Source organism: Paenibacillus lacisediminis (assembly GCF_046567315.2).
This window is the reverse complement of the sequence record NZ_JBKIAX020000003.1, coordinates 29,460-47,599: the sequence shown is the minus strand read 5'-3', so window position 1 is coordinate 47,599 and position 18,140 is coordinate 29,460. Positions and strand designations below refer to the sequence as shown.

Here is an 18,140-nt window from a genome sequence, read left to right as displayed (position 1 = left end):
TCCCGTTTTATCCTAGCCGCTTTGACTGCCTTCATTATCCGCTTTAAAAGCAGGAAGAAAAAGTGTACACTATTGCAAAAGCACTTCCCCTTTTAGGCAAATAAACGGGACATGTTCGGGAATATACGGTTCTTTGTACTTGCAAACATCAAGATAATATCCCTTGTGGAGGCGATACTCACATGTTGACGGCAGAACGTTATGTAACATTGCTTAATCATTTTTCCGGGCCGGAATCGTTGGAAACGCGGGAAGTTGAGGTGGCGCTGGAGGATTTGACGGAGCTGTTTCACTGCACCGAGCGAAACGTCAAGCTGATCATCCGCAAGCTGCAGGAAGAAGAGCTCATCGAGTGGCATCCCGGCCGGGGCCGCGGCCACCGTTCCCGGCTCGTGCTCCGCATCGGCCGGCCCGCTTTTCTCCTGCAGCTGGCGCAAACTCTGGCGCAAAAGGGGGAATACCGGGAGGCGTTTGAGTTCCTCAATCAGCATGAAGAGGATAAGCCGGTGGTGGAGCAGTTTATTTTATGGCTGAACGAGCAATTCGGGATCGAGCAGCTCGCTGCCGGCCAAACCTGCAGGGACATTTTCCGCCTGCCCGTTTACAAGAAGCCGATGACGCTTGATCCGGCCAACCTGTTTTACGGGTTCGACTCGCATTTGGTCCGGCAATTATTCGACCGGCTGGTCCAATTCGACGGAACGCTTGGCGAAGTCGTGCCGATGATCGCGCACCATTGGGAGCATAGTGCAGACGGTGACGAATGGACGTTCCACCTTCGTAAAGGCGTCCGTTTTCACCACGGCAAGGAGTTGACCGCGGAAGACGTCATGTTTACCTTCGGCCGCCTAAAAGACGGTTCGGCCAACCTCTGGCTGTTGGCTACCGTGGAACGCATGGAGGCGCCTGACCCGAGAACGGTCACATTTTTCCTGACCCAGCCGAACTGGCTGTTCCCTCGCCTCCTCTGCTCATCCTGCGCTTCCCTTCTTCCCTCCGACCTGATCGGCCGGGATGAACAAGCTTTTTGGACGCAGCCGAGCGGCACGGGCCCTTTCCGCCTGACGCACTGGAGCGACAGCCGGATGGAGCTGGAGGTGAACCCGGCGTATTTTCTCGGCAGAGCTTATCTGGACGGCGTAACCCTCGTGTTCCTGCCCGACAACATCCCGAATTCCTCCCGAATCAAATGGGAGCAAATTATCGGAGGCGATACCCGCATTCCCGATCGTGCCGGCACAGACTGGGAACGGATCGAACAGCTCTGCAAAGGATGCAGCCTGATCAACTGGAACCGCAACAAAAAGGGGCCGCAGCAGTCGCTGGCTTTCCGTCAGGCGGTCAATCTGATCATCGACCGTCCCGGGATGCTCGCGCATACCGGAAAACCGGGATACCCGGCCCGCAGTTTCCGCCCGACCGAAGATGCCGCACTTGGCATCCACCGCCACGATCCCGCGGCGGCCCGGCAGCTGCTGGAGGAGTCCGGATACGACGGTACCCCGATTCGTCTTGTCGCCAATTATCTGGACCGCGATGAGGCGGAATGGATCCGGTGGCAATGCGCCACGATCGGAATTCCTGTGGAAATCCGCTATGCAGACAAATCGAATATGGCCAACACGGCCGATCTTTCCCAGGAAGCGGACTGCGTTTTGTCCTGCCTCGTCTTCGCCGAAGACGAAGTTTGCGAGTTGGAATGCTATTTGATGGATAACAGCTTCCTGCGCCGGACGATGCCGCCGGAACTGACCCGGTGGGTGTTTGGCATGGTGGCCGAGGTGCTGGCTTCCCCTTCCGCGGAACGGCGCCAGGCTTTGCTCCGGCAAATCGAATACCGGCTCCAGGAAGAAGCCCAGGTGATGTTTTTGGTTCACCAGAAGCTGCACACTTATGTTCACCCGTCGATTCGGGGGCTCGCGATCAACAATCTCGGTTGGATGGATTTTAAGGATATCTGGTTGACCTCTGCGCTGCCGGCGGGATAAAACGGTGATGTCCAATTCCGCCAGGCTGGGGTATAATGGAGGAAAATGCTGGTAAATCCGATCCGGGAGTGTATTTAGCCGTGGCGAAAACAAAGGTGTTCATTAGCTCCGTGAACGAAGACGGGTTGAAGCCTCTTCGCAAAAACGCGTTCCGGGAACTGGCCGCTATGGGGCATGAACCGGTCATGTGGGAGGAGAATCTTGGCCCGTGGCCGGCCGGGACCGATCCCGTGATCCGCTGCCTTGAGGCGGTGGAGGAATGCGACATTTATTTGCTGTTTATCGGCGGCAAAGCCGGCACCTATGATCCGGGTGCCGATCGAACGGTCACTCATCTCGAATTCATCAAAGCGTTTGAGGCCGGGAAAACGATTCTCGTTTTTGGCGACGTACAGATCAAATCGCTGTTTTTCGGCAGCGTCAAGCCGCTGCTTGAACCGTTCATCGACCGGTTTATCGCTAAGGAAGAACAGTTTCCAAGCTCCCGGCAGATCATGGATATCCTGGCTGCCGAGCGCAGCCTGCCTTCCTATATCGATCCTTACATATGGTTTCTGCTTTACGACATCGCCATACGCAAAATCTACATCGACGATCTTTCGCTAGGCGTTCCGCTCGATTGGCACGGATATTTCAGCGATTTGCTCAGGCGCGGCGCTTTGCTGCTTCCGCTGGAGCCGTCGATCGAACAAAACAGTGAGCGTCTGGAGCAATTCGATCATGCGTTCGAGCTGATCAGCGGTCTGCTTCCGCAGCTGGAAATCGGCGGCCTGCGGGAGCCGGAAGCGTTTCTTCAGAGGCTCATCTCCCCTTTTGAAGGCGGAATGATCGAACACCGATACGGACAGTATATTAGCGAACAGGTCGGTCATTACAAGGATTGCAGCGCGGCCACACTGTACGTCCGGTCAGGTGATAGGCTGAAGGCCGTGGCTCAGGCCGGCGAGGCGAACGGACCGGCTGAATACACTCTCGACAACAACAGCTCCTACGCCGTGCTAACCTACCATTTGGGGAACCAGCAGGAGCAGGTTTTTTTCACGGAATCAAAAAGCATGTTCTACTACTGCATCCGCTCGGGAGAATATGTGCTGACACTGCACTTCCCGGCCGACCCGGCATGGGACTACAGGAAATTCATCCGCTACAAAGAGAGCGCCAATCATGCTATAATGAGTAAAAATCCGGTCATCATTCAATTTGTAAAATTATGTTTAGGAGGGATGCCGTCTTGAGTCGCGGCGTATTCGTATCCAAAAACGGAGTCGTCTCCAAAGCCGTCGGTTTTCAGCCGAAGGAAGCGCTGCTGTTTGCGCCTTCGGATAAAAATTCCTCCCAAATTTTACGCGATCAGCGTTCGGCGATGAAACGCAACAACAAACAAATTAAGGACCGTTTTGCCCAGGCCAGCAAAAAGGCTTAAGTTTTCCAAGCCATAAACCGCTTTGCTCCGACACTAAATGCCGGGCGAAGCGGTTTTTTAGCATTTAGAGCGGCTGGCGGAAACAGTATAAAAAAGTATACTATACAACAAAATTGTGCGTACTTGTATCTTCGTGTGGCGTGAATTACGATGGTATAGAATGGGTTTTTTTGAGTGAAAATCGATAAATAAAGAAGGAGTGGTTGTAATGAGCGCCAAGCTGTTTTCCCCATGGACGGTAAAGCAGGTTACCTTAAAAAATAGAATCGTCATGTCCCCTATGTGCATGTATTCTTCGACGAAGGACGGAAAAATCGCCGACTGGCACCGGGTTCACTACGCCAGCCGGGCTGTCGGCGGTGTTGGACTCATTATCGTCGAAGCGACCGCCGTTGTCCCCGAAGGACGGATTAGCTATGACGACCTCGGCATCTGGAGCGATGAGCATGTCGCCGGGCTGAAGGAACTCACAGACCTTGTTCACCAAAACGGTGCCAAGATCGGGATTCAGCTCGCGCACGCCGGCAGAAAAGCAGTGCTGGACGAAACGATCGTCGCTCCGTCGGCCATCCCGTTCCCGGACATGAAAATGCCAAAAGCCGCTGACACTGACGATATTCGGCGGATCGTTGAAGGCTTCCGGGAAGGGGCGCGCCGGGCGAAGGAAGCCGGGTTCGATGTGATTGAAATCCACGGCGCCCACGGCTACCTGATCCATGAATTCCTCTCCCCGGTTTCGAACGGGCGGGACGATCAATACGGCGGCGATGCGGACGGCCGCTACCGTCTGCTCGGCGAAGTGATCGACGCGGTAAAAACCGTATGGAACGGCCCGCTGTTCGTACGGGTTTCGGCCAATGAATACACGCGGGAAGGAAACTCGCTGGATCAATATATCGATTATGCCCGGCGAATGAAGGAACAGGGCGTCGATTTGATCGACTGCAGCTCCGGCGGGCTCGTGCCGGCGTCGATCGACGTGTTCCCCGGCTACCAGGTGAACCTGGCGGATCGAATTCGTGCGCAGGCAGGCGTTGCTACCGGAGCGGTCGGTTTGATCAACAGCCCACTCCAAGCGGAAGAAATCATCGGGAACGGCCGCGCCGACCTCGTGTTCCTCGGCCGTGAATTGCTGCGCAATCCATACTGGCCTTACGAAGCAGCGAAGGAATTGCGCACGACGCTGGAGCGTCCCGCCCAATACCAGAGAGCCTGACCGCCGTTAGGATTGGCAAAAGCTGCTTTTTATAAGCCGGACCTTGAGCTTTCGTACGCTGGTTTGCGTAGGCTCAAGGTCCGGTTTTTGCTGCCGTTGCCCGGGCCGGCGCGACCGCTGTCAAATGCCGCAGTTGCTCCGCGGATTGGCCCTGAATTTCGCTGGCCCTGGCCAAACCCCGCTTGGAATTCACGGGACAGAGCTATATAATTTGAAGAGTGAGTTTGGTTAAGGAGTTGTCAAGCTGTTATGAACCTTTCTGATTCTATAAATCGTCCCGGGTCCTCATTGGCTGGTCCCCCTTCGTTACGTGCGCCGAAACGCGTCCTGATCATGACGGCGGTGGAGGCGGAGCGGGATGCCGTGCAACGCGGCCTAGGCGGACATGCCGGCGCCGAGGTGCGGCTGGCCGGCGTTGGTCCGGCATCGGCCGCCGCGGCGACGGCGGCGGCGCTCGCTCACGCTGGCGGCGAATACGAGCTCGTCATCAGCGCGGGCATCGGCGGCGGTTTCGCCGGGGTCGCCGAGGTCGGTTCGCTGGTCGTCGCCAGCGAAATCATCGCCGCCGACCTGGGCGCGGAGACGCCGGACGGCTTCTCAAGCGTGGACGAGCTTGGCTTCGGCTCCGCGCGGATCGCCGTGGAACGCGAGCTTGCGGCCCGCTGGGCGGACGCCCTTGGCGCTGCCGGGCTCCCGGCTTATTACGGGCCGGCGCTGACACTGGCGACCGCCACCGGCACGGCGGAAACGGCCGCAGCGCTGCGGGCCCGCTTCCCCGGCGCGGGAGCCGAAGCGATGGAAGGCTACGGCGTCGCCGAAGCGGCGCGCCAGTTCGGGCTTCCGGCGCTGGAGCTGCGCGCCATTTCCAACGCCGTCGGCCCGCGCCAGCGTGAGCTGTGGAAGATCGGCGACGCCCTGCAGGCGCTGGAACAAGCCTGCTCTATACTACCGGAGGTGCTGCTATCATGAAAATCGCTTTTTCCCCTTGTCCCAACGATACTTTCGTTTTTCACGCCTGGGTGCACGGTCTGATTCCCGGGGCGCCCGAGCTGGACGTGACTTATGCGGATATTGACATTACGAACGGCCTGGCGGCATCCGGTCATGGACCGGATGTACTTAAGGTGTCCTACGCCGCTTTGCCTTGGCTGCTGGACGAATACGCACTGCTGCCCTGCGGTGGCGCTTTGGGACGCGGCTGCGGGCCGCTCGTGTTGACCGCCGGAACGGATGGCGGCGCGGAAGGCGCGGCTGCCCTGTCCGGACGCCGGGTAGCGGTCCCCAGCGAACGCTCGACCGCCTATCTGCTGTTCCGGCTGTGGGCGGCAAAGCATGTTCCGGGCGGCATCGGTCAAATCATCGTCATGCCGTTTGACGAGATCATGCCGGCCGTGCAGCGCGGCGATATCGACGCCGGGCTGGTCATTCACGAAGCCCGGTTCACCTATCAGAACTACGGGCTGGCGATGCTCCAGGATCTGGGCAGCTGGTGGGAAGCCGATACAGGGCTGCCGATTCCGCTGGGCGCCATCATCGCTCGCCGCTCGTTGGACCTGCCTGCCCTCGCCCGCTGGACGCGGGAATCGGTTGAATACGCCTGGGCGCATCCCGAGGCGTCCGCCGAATACGTGATGAGCCACGCGCAGGAGATGTCGCCGGAAGTAACGCAGGCGCACATCAACCTGTACGTCAACCGCTACACGGCAGAGCTGGGCGAAGACGGCTATGCCGCCGTAGCCGCCCTGCTCGACCGCGCCGCGGCCGAGGGACTCGTCCCCAAGGTGAACCCCGCGAAGCTGCGATAAAGGCAGTCGGCCGTTGGTAGGTATGCTGATTTGCGGCGAGTATGCTCATTTGTGGTGGGCCTGCTCATTGCGGTGGACCTGTTCATTTGTGGTGGGCCTGCTCATTTGTGCTAGGCCTACTCATTTGTGGCGAATATGCTCATTTGTGCTAGGCCTACTCATTTGTGGCGAATATGCTCATTAAGCTACTCCTATACGTGCGGTTTACAGGTTGGTTCTACCCACTGTACCCGTGTGGACTCTCCCCCTTGCTTTAAGCGTGGAGAGGAAATGGCCGTCCCAGAATAGCGGTAATTTATGTCGTTATTTTTTCGATTTTTCCTTTCTCTTACAAAATAGCGGTACTTTTGGGGCCTATTTTCCTGCTAACCTTGAATAAAACGCCTTTTTTGCCCCACTCGGCGAGAATAGAGGAAAAAAGTTCCGCTATTTCCCCCGAACTCCTACTTTGGCAAAAATAGCGGCCATTTTTACCGTTATTTCCGCGGGCCCAAACATGGGCTGCAGCGCCTCTTCAAAAAGGAGCCGTATCGGCTCCTTTCATATTTCCCCTTTTCTCTATTAAACTCCTAAGCTTCGCCGCCAAAGCGCTGGCGGTAGCCGCATTTCCGGCAAAGTTCCTCGACCGCCACCCGGCGCGAAAAACCTTCGTACAACCGGTTGGCCCGTTCCCCTTCGATAATTTCCGAGAACGGGGTTTTGTACACGTTGCCGAGGTTGATCACCCCTTCGCCGTCAAGGCAGCAAGGGATCACCGTACCGTCGACCAAAATCCCGGCCTGATTGCGGAGCGCATGGCAAAAACCTTTGCCGTCGTCCTCCTGCGCTCTCAAATCCGGCCAGGCGAATTCATGATCCTGATTCAGGTAAATCCGTTCGGCCAATTTGACCCCGCTGCCGGGTACGACTTTTTCCTCGATGCGGTAGTCCAGACCAAACTCTTGTTCAATCATTTCCAAAGTCTCCCGGTTACGTTTTCGCTGCAAATTCGTCTCATTGTCCTTCGTCAAATTCCAGAGCCGGAACGAAACGATCAGATCGGAGGAAGCGACGGCCTCCCGGACGAAAGACAAAATGGAGGACAGGTAACCCTCCCGGTCCGTGGACCCTTCGTGCCCATCAAAGCTGTGCAGTGAAAAATTCATTTGGCGCAGCGCCGGCTTGCCGAGCAGTTTATGCTTGACCTTTGGAATCAACGTGCCGTTGGTCGTGATGTTCACCTGGAAACCTTTTTCATGGCTGATGTCCAGGAGCTGGTCGATTTTGGGATGAAGAAGCGGCTCCCCTTTTACGTGGAAATAAATATAATCCGTATGAGGTTTAATATCATCCAAAATTTTGCTGAAGTCTTCCGTTTTGATAAACTGCGCATTACGGTGCGTTGGCGGACAAAAGCTGCACGCCAAATTGCAAATGCTGGTCGTTTCGATATAAAACTTTTTGAACTTTTTCATGTACTTGAGCCTACTTCGTGTTAGTTTAGTGTTCGGAATTTGTCTGCACTAGCGTTGCATTTCATCTGACAAGATACATTTTTCAAGCCACACTAGCCTCACAAATATTCTAACGGATGCCACAAGCGCTATTTGTGCCAAAAACGTTGATTTCAAATTGTAACGGTTGCCATAGCGCTTATTTCACTTATATCCGGCTATTTTTGCTTCGATTCAGGTAAATAACGGCGCTCACGACCGTTAGAATTTAGAACAGGTCTTTTTTCGTAAAATAGCAGCTGCTACAACCGTTAGAGTTCTGGGAGCTGTTACGGGAAATTTTGAGCTAAAGTTAATGCAACGCTAGTGATTTGTCTGCCGATTCAAGAGATATTTGATCTTTGCTTGTTTTTATTCTAGCTTAAACAGGGCAAAAGCCCAACAAAAAAATGGCCCGAACCGCCGAAGTTTATCAGTAAAAGGTCATGTGGCTTTTTTCCGCCCGGTAGTATTCGAGACGATCCCCCAGCGTTCCCGTATGGAATTCAAACAGATGCCCGTCGGGATCGAGAAAATAAATCGACTTTTTGTCCCGGACATCCCTCTCGCGCCCCGGCAGCACTTCAACCTTCAATTTGCGCAGCTTGTCCAGGAAAGCGTCAAAATCCGCTTCCTCAATCGTAAACGCGATATGCGTGTATGTACGGTTTTCTATGTCCCGGGCAATGTCCTCTTGGTTCAACGCGATCCACAGCCCGTGCAAATCGAAATAAGCGAGTTTTCTGCCCTTCACGACCATTTTTGCCCCAAATACATGTTCATAAAAAACGATCGACCGGTCCAAATCGGATACCGAAAAGCAGAAGTGATTAATCCCTTTGATTTCCATATGTCTCCTCCTTGCAAAAAATCAGGGCAAAGCAATAACGCCTCGCCCTTAATCGACACGCAATATGCAACAGAAACGATGTTCAAACTATGGCTTGGCTTGGGCCGTAATCTGCACGATTTCAAGAATGATCGGCGTCCCCGCCAATATCATATCCTGACCGAGAAAAAGCGTCAAAGCAGCGGGGGACACTGAGTACAGGCTGCCTTCCTGCATAACGCCGTTTATATACAAATTTGCATATGATTCGCTGCCGACTCCGGAAAATGCGGCCTGTGTATTTCCCTGGTCATCCGTAAACTCGCTGGCGGGGATGATGACATCTCCTTGCAAATTGTCAGGAGGAAAATAAAAGTAGCGGAACACGCTGGGTGTGACCTGAATCGCGCCGCCGGGAGGCCCGGGTGGTCCAGGAGGTCCCTCAGGCCCTTGCGGCCCTGTTTCTCCTACTGGTCCCTGCGGACCTGCCAGGCCCTGGGGCCCTGCTTCTCCCGCTGGCCCCTGTGGGCCTTCCGCACCTGGGGGACCCGCCTCTCCCGCTGGCCCCTGTGGGCCTTCCGCACCCGGGGGACCCGCCTCTCCCGCTGGTCCTTGCGGGCCGGCCGCACCCGAGGGCCCCGCTTCTCCCGTGGGTCCCTGGGGACCCACCGGCCCTGAAGGCCCTGCTTCTCCTGCCGGTCCTCGCGGACCCACTGGCCCTGGGACCCCTGCTTCCCCCCTCGGCCCCGGCGGCCCGGCTTCTCCCATCGGCCCTTGCGGGCCGGCCAGCCCCGGGGGCCCTGCGTCACCTGCTGGCCCATTCGGACCTGTCAGCCCCGGTGCACCCGCTTCGCCCCCTGGTCCCCGCGGCCCCACTGGACCCATCGCGCCCCAAGGCCCTGCGGCCCCTTGCGGTCCGGCCGGCCCCGCATTCCCCACAGGACCCGGTCCCGCTGGAGGGCCTGCCGGGCCGCTCGCCCCCGGCGAGCCGGGGGCGCCGACGCCGCTCCCATCTCCCGGATGGTTCATTTGCCCGCAGTATTGATTAAGCAGCTGTTCTACTCGCCGCATCCGTTTCCAACAAATGACAAGACGACTGCGCAATCTCCGGTTTTGCGCACGCAGAGCGCAATATGCGGCCTTCCTCTTTTTGCCGCCTCGCGTACCTTTCCTCCTTTTTTGCCCGGCAGCACATTTCACTTTCCCCATCTGCCATTCCTCCCATACGGAAATGCTGTACTTTGCCTCGTTATTCGCCCGCATTATCATATGTGCTTGCGCGTAGAGGCGAAATAGACAAATATCCTTGCCACGACGCTAAAGAATAAATATTTCCCTATGAAACAACGCCGTTTCTATTACGAGAATCCGATCATTATATATGATGTATCGAATCTTTCGATAACATTCTAGATTAGGAGGTAATACCATGCCAGTAGTAAAACCCGTCTTTACCGCCACCGCTTCCGTTCCGGTAGCCACAGGGGGAGCCGTCACCACGACAGTTACTCCAACCGTCAGCCGTTTTTTCGCCACGATTACGGCAGCCATGATCGGAGCCACGGATACGACCATCCCGGCGGCAAGCTTTGTCGATGATGCGGACGGAGCCGTGACCGCTTTGCCCGCCTTGACCGGCAGCGACTTCTTTAACGTGTATGTCAACGGCGTGATCCAGCAGCAGTCGCTGTCCACGTTGACGACGGCAAGCTTGGTTTTGGCCACGACGGATATCAGCGTAGGCGTTCCCGTTCAATTGGAAGTCAACAGCTTTGGCGATGTCACTTCAACGATTTCGACGCAGCCTACAATCTCCGCTCCCACGATCACCATCACGTCATAAAGTGATCATGTAAAGCGTATTGACTCACTGTATTGACTCTCCCCGTACAATCGACTAAAATGAATCCAATATGATAGGCGATGGAGTTCGCCTGAACCGCTCCCCGAGCTAATGACTCCTACCAGTTCTGCTGGTAGGGGTCTGTCTATTTTTAGGAGGATGATCGCTTTTGGATGTAATCGCACTGATCGTTGGCGGATTTTTCGGTTCGCTGCTGCGTTATGGATTAGGGGTTGGGATTCCTTCTGTAGGATTCTTTCCCCTCTCTACCGTCATCATCAACTTGACCGGCTGTTTGTTCCTCGGATGGTTTTTTACCATCGCGCCGCTGCGGAAAATCCCTTCCCATCTTCGTCTAGGCCTGGGGACAGGCTTTACCGGAGCATTTACGACCTTCTCCACCTTTTCCGTGCAAACCTTGGACGCACTAAGCTCCAACCGCCCCGGAACGGCGGCCGCTTACGTGCTGGCGAACGTGATTGGCGGCCTGCTTATGGCCGGATTCGGCGTGTGGATCGCCGGAAAGAACCAAAGCAATCAAGGGGAGGGGCACGCATGATCGGCATCATCGGCGTTGGCGCGGGCGGCATTTTGGGGACGCTGCTGCGGTTCTATCTGGGCAAATGGATATCCGGTAAAATGGGCAGCGGATTCCCGTACGGGACTTGGCTGATTAACATTAGCGGCTCCTTTCTCCTCGGTCTTTTATCGGCCCTACATAATCATCGCGGGATGCCCGAATGGAGCTGGCTGATGTTTGGGGTCGGCTTTTGCGGAGCTTATACGACCTTCTCCACGTTCGGATACGAAACGATTGGCCTGATCGGGCAAGGGCGGAAGCAACAAGCGATCGTTTACGTAATATCCTCTGTTTTGCTGGGCATTTGTTTTGCCTGGCTGGGATACCGCTGTATCCGCCTAAGTCAATAAGCCGGCAAACTTACGGACAGTCAACCTTTCCCGCCGCTGCATATGATAAAGCAAATCCGCGAAAAAGCGAGAAAAGGTGATACCTATTGGCCAGTTTTCGTAAAGCTTATTTGCTGAAGCGGCGCATTGCCAGACGTTTGCTCAAACGTAAAGGCATCCACGGCGTCGGTGTCGGCCTGCATGATCCCAATCGCCCGAAAAAAGGGGCCGCCATCATCGTATATGCCGAAGCCCTTTCTTCCACCGCCCATAAAAAAAGAAAAGTCAAAAAACGGCCAACCGCTGTGCCGCAACAGCTAAAATCCGCATCCGGCGTACCGTTTCGCATCGTTCGTTGCCGGCGCTTTTGCAAACACGGCAAATTAGGCGCCCGCTCCAAACGAGCCTTCACCGGCCGTATCCGTCCAGTCATTGCCGGGTATAGCGTCGGCACTCCCGACGCATCGGGAACCGCCGGACTGATCGTCAGCGATCGTTCAGGTGGCAGACGTATCCTAAGCAACAATCATGTGCTGGTAAATAACAACACGTCGCGTTTCTCCGCCACGCTTCAGCCAGGCGGAGCGGATCGCGGGCGCAGACCGCAGGACCGGATTGGAAATATGGACCGCTTTGTTAAGCTCCGCAAAAAAAGCGCCAACTATCTGGATGCCGCCACATCAAAACCGCTGCGCCGGGGTTTGCTCAAACCGGCCTACGCTGTTTTCGGAGCCGTCCCGGGGCATGTCGTCACCTATAAAGTCGGGGACCGATTCAAAAAAGTCGGACGCACCACCGGGGTCGTCACCGGCACCGTCGAGTCGATCCATACGGACATCCAGGTCGATTACGGCGATTACGGCAACCTCGGCACGATTACCTTCAAGGACCAAAGCGTTATCCGCGGCAAAGGCCCGGTATCGCTGGCAGGCGACTCCGGCTCCGTTTGGCTGACCGCACGCGGCAATCAGGCGGCGGCCGTCAATTTTGCCGGTTCCGAAAACGGCCGCCTGTCGATTTCCTATCCGGTGCAATGGTTTATGCAGGTGTTTAGAGCGCGAGTGGCCCGTCCCGGCAAATCCGCGCTTCTTCGCGCACAGCGGGGCCGGAAGCTGAACTATCGCTATGTTCGTCCGCTCACCTCGAAAGTCCTGGGGCGAATTAGCTTGATGAAAGGGCGCGCTCGTTCAACGCGAAAATAATTTCAGGCAAAAAAAGCAGCGGTCCATCAGTCTCAAACCCTGATGAACCGCTGCTTCGGTTTATTCCATAAAATCTTTCAGCCGTTTGCTGCGGCTGGGATGTCTCAATTTACGGAGCGCTTTGGCTTCAATCTGCCGGATCCGTTCTCGGGTAACGCCGAATTCCTTGCCGACTTCCTCGAGCGTTCTCGTCCGGCCGTCGTCCATGCCGAAGCGCAGCCGAAGCACATTTTCTTCCCGTTCGGTCAGCGTATCGAGCACCTCTTCCAACTGCTCCTTGAGCAGTTCGTAGGCCGCCGCTTCCGCAGGCGCCGGGGCATCGTGATCCTCAATGAAGTCGCCCAGGTTCGAGTCGTTCTCCTCGCCGATCGGCGTTTCCAGCGAAACCGGCTCCTGCGCGATTTTCATAATCTCGCGCACCTTATCCGGCGAAATGTCCATTTCTTTGGCGATTTCCTCCGGCGTTGGCTCCCGTCCGATTTCTTGCAGCAGCTGCCGGGAAACCCGGATCAATTTGTTGATCGTTTCGACCATATGCACCGGAATCCGGATCGTTCTGGCCTGATCGGCGATCGCTCTCGTAATCGCTTGGCGAATCCACCAGGTTGCATAGGTGCTGAACTTGAAGCCTTTGGAGTAATCGAATTTTTCAACCGCTTTGATCAAACCCATGTTGCCTTCTTGAATCAAATCCAGAAAAACCATGCCGCGCCCGACATAACGCCGGGCTATGCTGACGACGAGCCGTAAATTCGCTTCAGCCAAACGGCGTTTGGCTTCTTCATCGCCGTTTTCGATCCGCTGTGCAAGTTGGATTTCCTCTTCGGCGGATAACAGTGGAACGCGACCGATTTCCTTCAAATACATACGTACCGGGTCATCGATTTTTATTCCTGGCGGCAGCGTCAGGTCGTCGGTAAATTCCGTTTCATTATGCTTCAAGTCCTCCGTCATTTTCAGACCCCCACCCTAAATAAATAATTGCCAAGTCTTTCTATCTGAGTCGCGCAAATCCATTTGACAAATCATTGATATTATGCTATTATTGAGTAGATTATTGTATGAAGCATTTGTGATTTGGCTATCCGTCATTGTACCATAGAGTGTGAAGTAATACAAGTTTTATTTTAATTTCATAATTACATAAAGGTAAACACACGCTGATCCTTACCGGATCAGCGTTTTTTTGGTTCTTTCAGTGTATTCATTTCCGGTTATGCCTGATCCTCCCAAGCACGCTGCAGCGCTCCCTGAAAAATTTCCAGCGGCTGAGCTCCGGACACCGCGTACTTGCCGCGCAGCACGACAAACGGGACGCCGCGAATGCCAAGCTGTCTGGCTTCCCGTTCATCCTCGCGCACCTGATCGGCGTAACGGTTCTGGTCCAATACTTCCCCGGCTTCCCGGCCGTTCAGTCCGGCCTCTTCCGCTAGCCGGATTAACGTCTCCCGGTCGCCGATATGTAATGAGTCCGTAAAATAAGCGCGGTATAATCTTTCCGTCATCTCTTTAGCTTTTCCCTTTTCCCCGGCATAATGCGAAAGCTGGTGCGCATCAAACGTATTTGTCGGAATGGCCGTATCAAAATGATAATCGAGCCCCTCGGCCTTGGCTTGAGCCGCCACGTTTTGGTTCGATTCCTTGGCCTGAAGCAGGCTTAAGCCATATTTGACGGCAAGCAGCTCATGGATGCTTGATTCCGTATCCTTTGGAGCTTCCGGATCCAGTTCAAAGCTGCGGTACACCACTTGGACCTCATCCTTGTGCTCAAAGGCTTCGAGCGCCTTCTCCAGGCGTCTTTTCCCGATATAACAAAACGGGCAGCTAAAATCCGACCAAACTTCAATTTTCATCATTCATTCCTCCCACCAAGAAGCCGTCCGCACCCTCAGGAAGCATGCGGCGCCATAGTCTATACCCCATATTAACCGTCCGCTCCCGCAGAAGCAATCCATTCCTTGAGGACTAGGACTCGTTTAATGGATCAATCCGTAATCCCGGGCCTCTTCTTCCGTCAAAATAAACTGCTCCCGCTCCCATACCTCATCCTCTTCGGACAATCCGAATTGTTTTCTGATTTTGGCCCAGATTCCCTTCTCGACGGCTTCGCTTTGCGTAATGATAATTTTCATTTCTCCCACCGCCTCCTTACGCTGTAGTTCTTTTTTAAGCGTGCCCCGTTTCGGAATCTTCAACCCGCCGCGAAATGAAACTTCACTCCAAAATCATATGGTAATTTCAAGCATTTATGAAAAAAGAACGCCGGAATTTTAGATCCGGCGCCCCTCTTGAAAGGATTATTAAATGTTTCTTTCCGTGAAGATTTGAAACGGTACGCCGAACTTGTCGGTAAGCGAACCGTAAGCCGGGCTGAAAAAAGTCTCCTGCAACGGCATATCGATTCGGCCGCCTTCAGCCAGCGCATCAAACATGCGTTTCGCCTGTTCGGCGTCATTCGTCGTCAGGCAGATCGTGACCTGATTTCCGCTTTGGTGGGGCTGGCCCGGAAACGTGTCCGAGAACATCAAATCGGTTTCTCCGACCTTGAGCATAGCATGGGAGACGCGATCCTTCGCTTCCTCCGGCAGCGGAAATTCGGGATTTTCCGGCATTTCTCCAAATGATTGCGCGAAAACGACCGTAGCTCCCAAAGCTTTTTCGTAAAATGAGATGGCTTCCTTGGCGTTCCCGTTCATCACGAGATAAGGGGTTAATCGCATTGTCATCTTGTACCTGCTCCTCTGGTGTTGGATTCTGACTACCTCATCAGTATGTCCTATAATATTGAACCTTTTTTCCGAGCCGAAAATTTCTTACCGATTGCTTTTTTGCAGTGACTCGCTTAAAAAACGATTCATCAGCACGGAAAGCGATATCAGAATCGGCGGATCGTCCGCTTTTGGAGGGTACAGCATTACCTCTTGATAGGGAACGTGAACCCCCGGTTTGACGGCGATCGGATGATGAAAACGCGTTCGCAGCGTACTTTGCGGCAGCAAAATATCTTTGGCATCTGTGCCCCAATCGAGGGAAGTCGCCATCAGATAATAAGTTCCCGGCTTGATGCCGGTGAAGCAAAACTCGCCCAAGGAAAACAACAACGTTCCGTAAAGAGGCAGCCCTTCAGGAATTGGCTTGGCAAACAGCCCAATAAAGATCACGCCGGAAAAAGGAGCCGCCGCTTGCACCGTTCCCCCGATCACGCCCGGCCGGTTCATCTTCCAGCGCCCCAGCCTGCCTGCGTTAAAATGCTGCAACGAGCGCAGCAGATCGAAGGCATGCCGGGGGGAATTGCGAAAATCCGACGGGGTCATACCAACCCGTTCAGTGAAACGGGTCGTGAAGGTGCCCAGACTCTGTTGGCCGATTTCCAAACCGATGTCGCGGATCGTCATGTCCGTCTTAAGCAACAGATCCTTAGCCTTCTGCAAACGCATGGCGGAGACGTAATACAGCGGGGGCAATCCCAACCGTTCTTTAAAAATGCGCGAAAAATGAAACGGACTGTAAGCCGCGTATTTGGCCAATCGGGACAACGGGAGCGGCTCGTGAATGTTTTGCTGAATGTAGGCGATGACTTCGTCGATTTCAGGATACCGTTCTGTCATCCGGACCACCTTCCTTCGGGGCTTCAAGAACCTGTCCAGTTAAAATTTCCATTTCTAGTTTATCTGCCAGCGGCAGGTTAGTCTAGCATTACTTTTTAGAATTGCTATAAAATTTATCACACAACTTCCCCAGCAAAAATCTGCAGGCAAGCCTTGATGTAGCTCGCGAAGTGGAAGAGCAAAAAGGTCTAGTCGTTCGCCCAGCCCATCGTGAGATCGGAGATCCCTTGTAAAATGTGCCGGTGGCATGATCTCTAAATCGGGCAAGCAACTCGACCGCTTTACTGCGATTCCGCTCAAACATGGAAGCACGCAAGCGTCAATGATGAAGAGGGGCGCCACGATTCGCCGAGGTCAGCGCAGCTACTTTTTGCACCGTAGCCATTTCGAGCAGTACCACAAATCGACGCCAGGTGTGAGGGGCTGTCTAATGGGTCCGTGTCTTGGGGGCTTGGGGGCCCTGCCTGCAGCCTTTGCACGATTATCCCTCTCGTTCAGGGAGCAAGGAGCTTGGGGTGGGGGCTGAAGCAAGTTCCAATAAAAGAGAGAAGAAAAAACAAAAAAGATGAAGAAAAATGCGGCGGTTCAGGTGAGATTTTCGGCTTGAAAAAGGAACATACGTTTGGTATAATAGAACAAATCGAACACACGTTCTTAAACTCTTGATTCGGGGGCAAATGAACATGGAGGTCAATACGGGAACGGAACTTCAACCATTCACCAACCGTTTTAACAGCGAGCAGGCTTGCATGGAGGCGCTGATCGCGATGAAGTGGCCGAACGGCTTTGTCTGCCCGCGCTGCGATCACACCCGGTGCAGCCGTCTGACCTCCCGGCATATCCCCTTGTTCGAGTGCGGAAAGTGCAAGCATCAAACGTCGGCTTTGGTCGGCACGATTTTTGAAGGAACACATCTGCCCTTGCTCAAGTGGTTCGAGGCCCTGGATTTGTTCCTGCTTGAGGGCGGCATCTCGGCGATGCGGCTGAGACAGGTGATCCGGGTCACCTACAAAACCGCCTGGTTGATGCTGCACAAAATACGCCATGCCGTCGGGGAGTTCGATGCCAGGAAGCTGCTCAGCGGAGACGTGAAGGTGAACAGCGATCTGTATGGGTGTAATCCGTCCCGGTGTCAGTTTTCGCATCCGTATGCCACGGCGGTCGTAGCGGGATGCACGGTAACGGAGTCGGGAGAGCCGGAGCAGGTCAAAATCCGCCTGGTGCCGCATAAAAGAGGAGACGGACAAAGGGCAAACCGTCACGAACTCGCTGCGTTCATCAACGGGCATGTAGATGTCCGTACATCGGCGGTACAGTCGTTTCCTCTAGCCTATCGGCTGTATACGCCCTTGCGGAAAGTGGTGAGAGAAGCGTGGGAATCGCTGAAGAGTACATATGGAGCCTTGGGACTGAAGCATCTGCAGGCGTACCTCAACGAGTACACCGGACGCCGCCAGCTGCACCTGCCCGGAGCGGAAAAAACGATGCGGCAGAAGTTGCTGCGCATGTGTGTGGCAATTCCGGCGATCCCTTACCGCCGGCTGATCGCGCGCCAACCGAACCAACCCCTTGCGACTGCGGCCTGATCGATACGCTGGAACGGTGGGGGGAGTTTGACGCAGATCAACTTAATGGGTGGGGGTTAGCTTAATGCGGATCAACTTGATTGGTGTGAGTTAGCATGAACGGTGCGGGCGTTGCTGCAAATGGAAGGGTTCAGGCTACAGCAAAATCACGGTCTTTTCGTTTTCCTCGCGTCTTGTCCTTGGTCTCCTGTTTTGATCTCTTGGCCGGCCTGTTTCACCTCCTCTAAACCTGATTTCTTCTCCTAAATCCGTCTAAATT

At 54.7% G+C, this 18,140-nt stretch carries 20 protein-coding genes, 1 pseudogene and 1 riboswitch; of the genes and pseudogenes, 12 read left to right on the top strand and 9 right to left on the bottom strand.

From position 1 onward, the window contains the following. The first annotated feature begins 182 nt into the window (after positions 1-182). The 6 genes from ACLD72_RS06430 (at position 183) to ACLD72_RS06405 (ending at position 6,432) form a co-directional block, all read left to right on the top strand. The gene (locus ACLD72_RS06430; RefSeq protein WP_411000983.1) at positions 183-1,988 is read left to right on the top strand and encodes an ABC transporter substrate-binding protein; all 1,806 of its coding nucleotides are present in this window, start codon (positions 183-185) and stop codon (positions 1,986-1,988) included. A 35-nt stretch (positions 1,989-2,023) separates the two neighbouring features. Further along, positions 2,024-3,223, top strand: a complete 1,200-nt coding sequence (locus ACLD72_RS06425) for a DUF4062 domain-containing protein (RefSeq protein WP_411000981.1) — start codon at positions 2,024-2,026, stop codon at positions 3,221-3,223. Then, positions 3,220-3,411, top strand: a complete 192-nt coding sequence (locus ACLD72_RS06420) for a hypothetical protein (protein ID WP_411000979.1) — start codon at positions 3,220-3,222, stop codon at positions 3,409-3,411. The genes ACLD72_RS06425 and ACLD72_RS06420 overlap by 4 nt, the downstream gene beginning before the upstream one ends. Before the next feature lie 208 nt (positions 3,412-3,619). Further along, positions 3,620-4,627 (top strand): NADPH dehydrogenase NamA, encoded by a 1,008-nt coding sequence (gene namA, locus ACLD72_RS06415; protein WP_411000977.1) that lies wholly within the window; start codon positions 3,620-3,622, stop codon positions 4,625-4,627. A 333-nt stretch (positions 4,628-4,960) separates the two neighbouring features. After that, positions 4,961-5,596, top strand: coding sequence for a futalosine hydrolase (locus ACLD72_RS06410; RefSeq protein WP_458475642.1), 636 nt, complete (start codon positions 4,961-4,963; stop codon positions 5,594-5,596). Further along, a complete protein-coding gene (locus ACLD72_RS06405; RefSeq protein WP_411000973.1) occupies positions 5,593-6,432 on the top strand; it encodes a 1,4-dihydroxy-6-naphthoate synthase in 840 nt (279 codons plus the stop codon). The genes ACLD72_RS06410 and ACLD72_RS06405 overlap by 4 nt, the downstream gene beginning before the upstream one ends. A 569-nt stretch (positions 6,433-7,001) precedes the next feature. Here ACLD72_RS06405 and ACLD72_RS06400 read toward each other — a convergent pair. The 3 genes from ACLD72_RS06400 to ACLD72_RS06390 all read right to left on the bottom strand — a co-directional run bounded on the left by ACLD72_RS06400 (position 7,002) and on the right by ACLD72_RS06390 (position 9,804). Continuing rightward, positions 7,002-7,886 carry a radical SAM/SPASM domain-containing protein gene (locus ACLD72_RS06400; protein WP_411000971.1) on the bottom strand — a complete coding sequence of 295 codons (885 nt, stop codon included), beginning with the start codon at positions 7,884-7,886 and terminating at the stop codon, positions 7,002-7,004. Between the two features lie 451 nt (positions 7,887-8,337). Further along, positions 8,338-8,754, bottom strand: a complete 417-nt coding sequence (gene fosB, locus ACLD72_RS06395; RefSeq protein ID WP_411000969.1) for a metallothiol transferase FosB — start codon at positions 8,752-8,754, stop codon at positions 8,338-8,340. An 87-nt stretch (positions 8,755-8,841) separates the two neighbouring features. Then, positions 8,842-9,804, bottom strand: a complete 963-nt coding sequence (locus ACLD72_RS06390; RefSeq protein WP_458475641.1) for a DUF4183 domain-containing protein — start codon at positions 9,802-9,804, stop codon at positions 8,842-8,844. Between the two features lie 358 nt (positions 9,805-10,162). Between ACLD72_RS06390 and ACLD72_RS06385 the strand changes: the two genes are divergently transcribed. The 4 genes from ACLD72_RS06385 (at position 10,163) to ACLD72_RS06370 (ending at position 12,687) form a co-directional block, all read left to right on the top strand. Further along, entirely contained in the window at positions 10,163-10,576 is a 414-nt protein-coding gene (locus ACLD72_RS06385) for a DUF4183 domain-containing protein (protein ID WP_411000965.1), read from the top strand. A gap of 67 nt (positions 10,577-10,643) precedes the next feature. Continuing rightward, positions 10,644-10,704: riboswitch (Fluoride riboswitch) on the top strand. A 41-nt stretch (positions 10,705-10,745) separates the two neighbouring features. Further along, positions 10,746-11,135 carry a fluoride efflux transporter CrcB gene (crcB, locus tag ACLD72_RS06380; protein WP_411000963.1) on the top strand — a complete coding sequence of 130 codons (390 nt, stop codon included), beginning with the start codon at positions 10,746-10,748 and terminating at the stop codon, positions 11,133-11,135. Continuing rightward, positions 11,132-11,506, top strand: coding sequence for a fluoride efflux transporter CrcB (gene crcB, locus ACLD72_RS06375; RefSeq protein WP_411000961.1), 375 nt, complete (start codon positions 11,132-11,134; stop codon positions 11,504-11,506). The genes crcB (ACLD72_RS06380) and crcB (ACLD72_RS06375) overlap by 4 nt, the downstream gene beginning before the upstream one ends. A gap of 86 nt (positions 11,507-11,592) precedes the next feature. Next, positions 11,593-12,687 (top strand): hypothetical protein, encoded by a 1,095-nt coding sequence (locus ACLD72_RS06370; RefSeq protein ID WP_411000959.1) that lies wholly within the window; start codon positions 11,593-11,595, stop codon positions 12,685-12,687. A gap of 60 nt (positions 12,688-12,747) precedes the next feature. On the opposite strand, the gene rpoD is transcribed toward ACLD72_RS06370, so the two are convergent. The 6 genes and pseudogenes from rpoD to ACLD72_RS06340 all read right to left on the bottom strand — a co-directional run. Further along, positions 12,748-13,641, bottom strand: coding sequence for an RNA polymerase sigma factor RpoD (rpoD, locus tag ACLD72_RS06365; protein ID WP_251587871.1), 894 nt, complete (start codon positions 13,639-13,641; stop codon positions 12,748-12,750). A 260-nt stretch (positions 13,642-13,901) separates the two neighbouring features. Beyond that, positions 13,902-14,540 (bottom strand): DsbA family oxidoreductase, encoded by a 639-nt coding sequence (locus tag ACLD72_RS06360; RefSeq protein WP_411001151.1) that lies wholly within the window; start codon positions 14,538-14,540, stop codon positions 13,902-13,904. 123 nt (positions 14,541-14,663) lie between these two features. Then, positions 14,664-14,819, bottom strand: a complete 156-nt coding sequence (locus ACLD72_RS06355; RefSeq protein ID WP_251587872.1) for a hypothetical protein — start codon at positions 14,817-14,819, stop codon at positions 14,664-14,666. 168 nt (positions 14,820-14,987) lie between these two features. Continuing rightward, positions 14,988-15,413, bottom strand: a complete 426-nt coding sequence (locus ACLD72_RS06350) for a VOC family protein (RefSeq protein ID WP_411000958.1) — start codon at positions 15,411-15,413, stop codon at positions 14,988-14,990. A gap of 87 nt (positions 15,414-15,500) precedes the next feature. Beyond that, positions 15,501-16,295, bottom strand: a complete 795-nt coding sequence (locus tag ACLD72_RS06345) for a helix-turn-helix domain-containing protein (protein ID WP_411000956.1) — start codon at positions 16,293-16,295, stop codon at positions 15,501-15,503. A gap of 194 nt (positions 16,296-16,489) precedes the next feature. Further along, positions 16,490-16,719: pseudogene (locus tag ACLD72_RS06340) on the bottom strand (IS4 family transposase); the annotation flags it as partial. A gap of 86 nt (positions 16,720-16,805) precedes the next feature. Here ACLD72_RS06340 and ACLD72_RS06335 point away from each other — a divergent pair. Next, positions 16,806-16,961, top strand: a complete 156-nt coding sequence (locus tag ACLD72_RS06335) for a hypothetical protein (RefSeq protein WP_411000954.1) — start codon at positions 16,806-16,808, stop codon at positions 16,959-16,961. 17 nt (positions 16,962-16,978) lie between these two features. Further along, positions 16,979-17,881 (top strand): transposase, encoded by a 903-nt coding sequence (locus tag ACLD72_RS06330; protein WP_458475640.1) that lies wholly within the window; start codon positions 16,979-16,981, stop codon positions 17,879-17,881. The last annotated feature ends 259 nt before the right edge of the window (positions 17,882-18,140 follow it).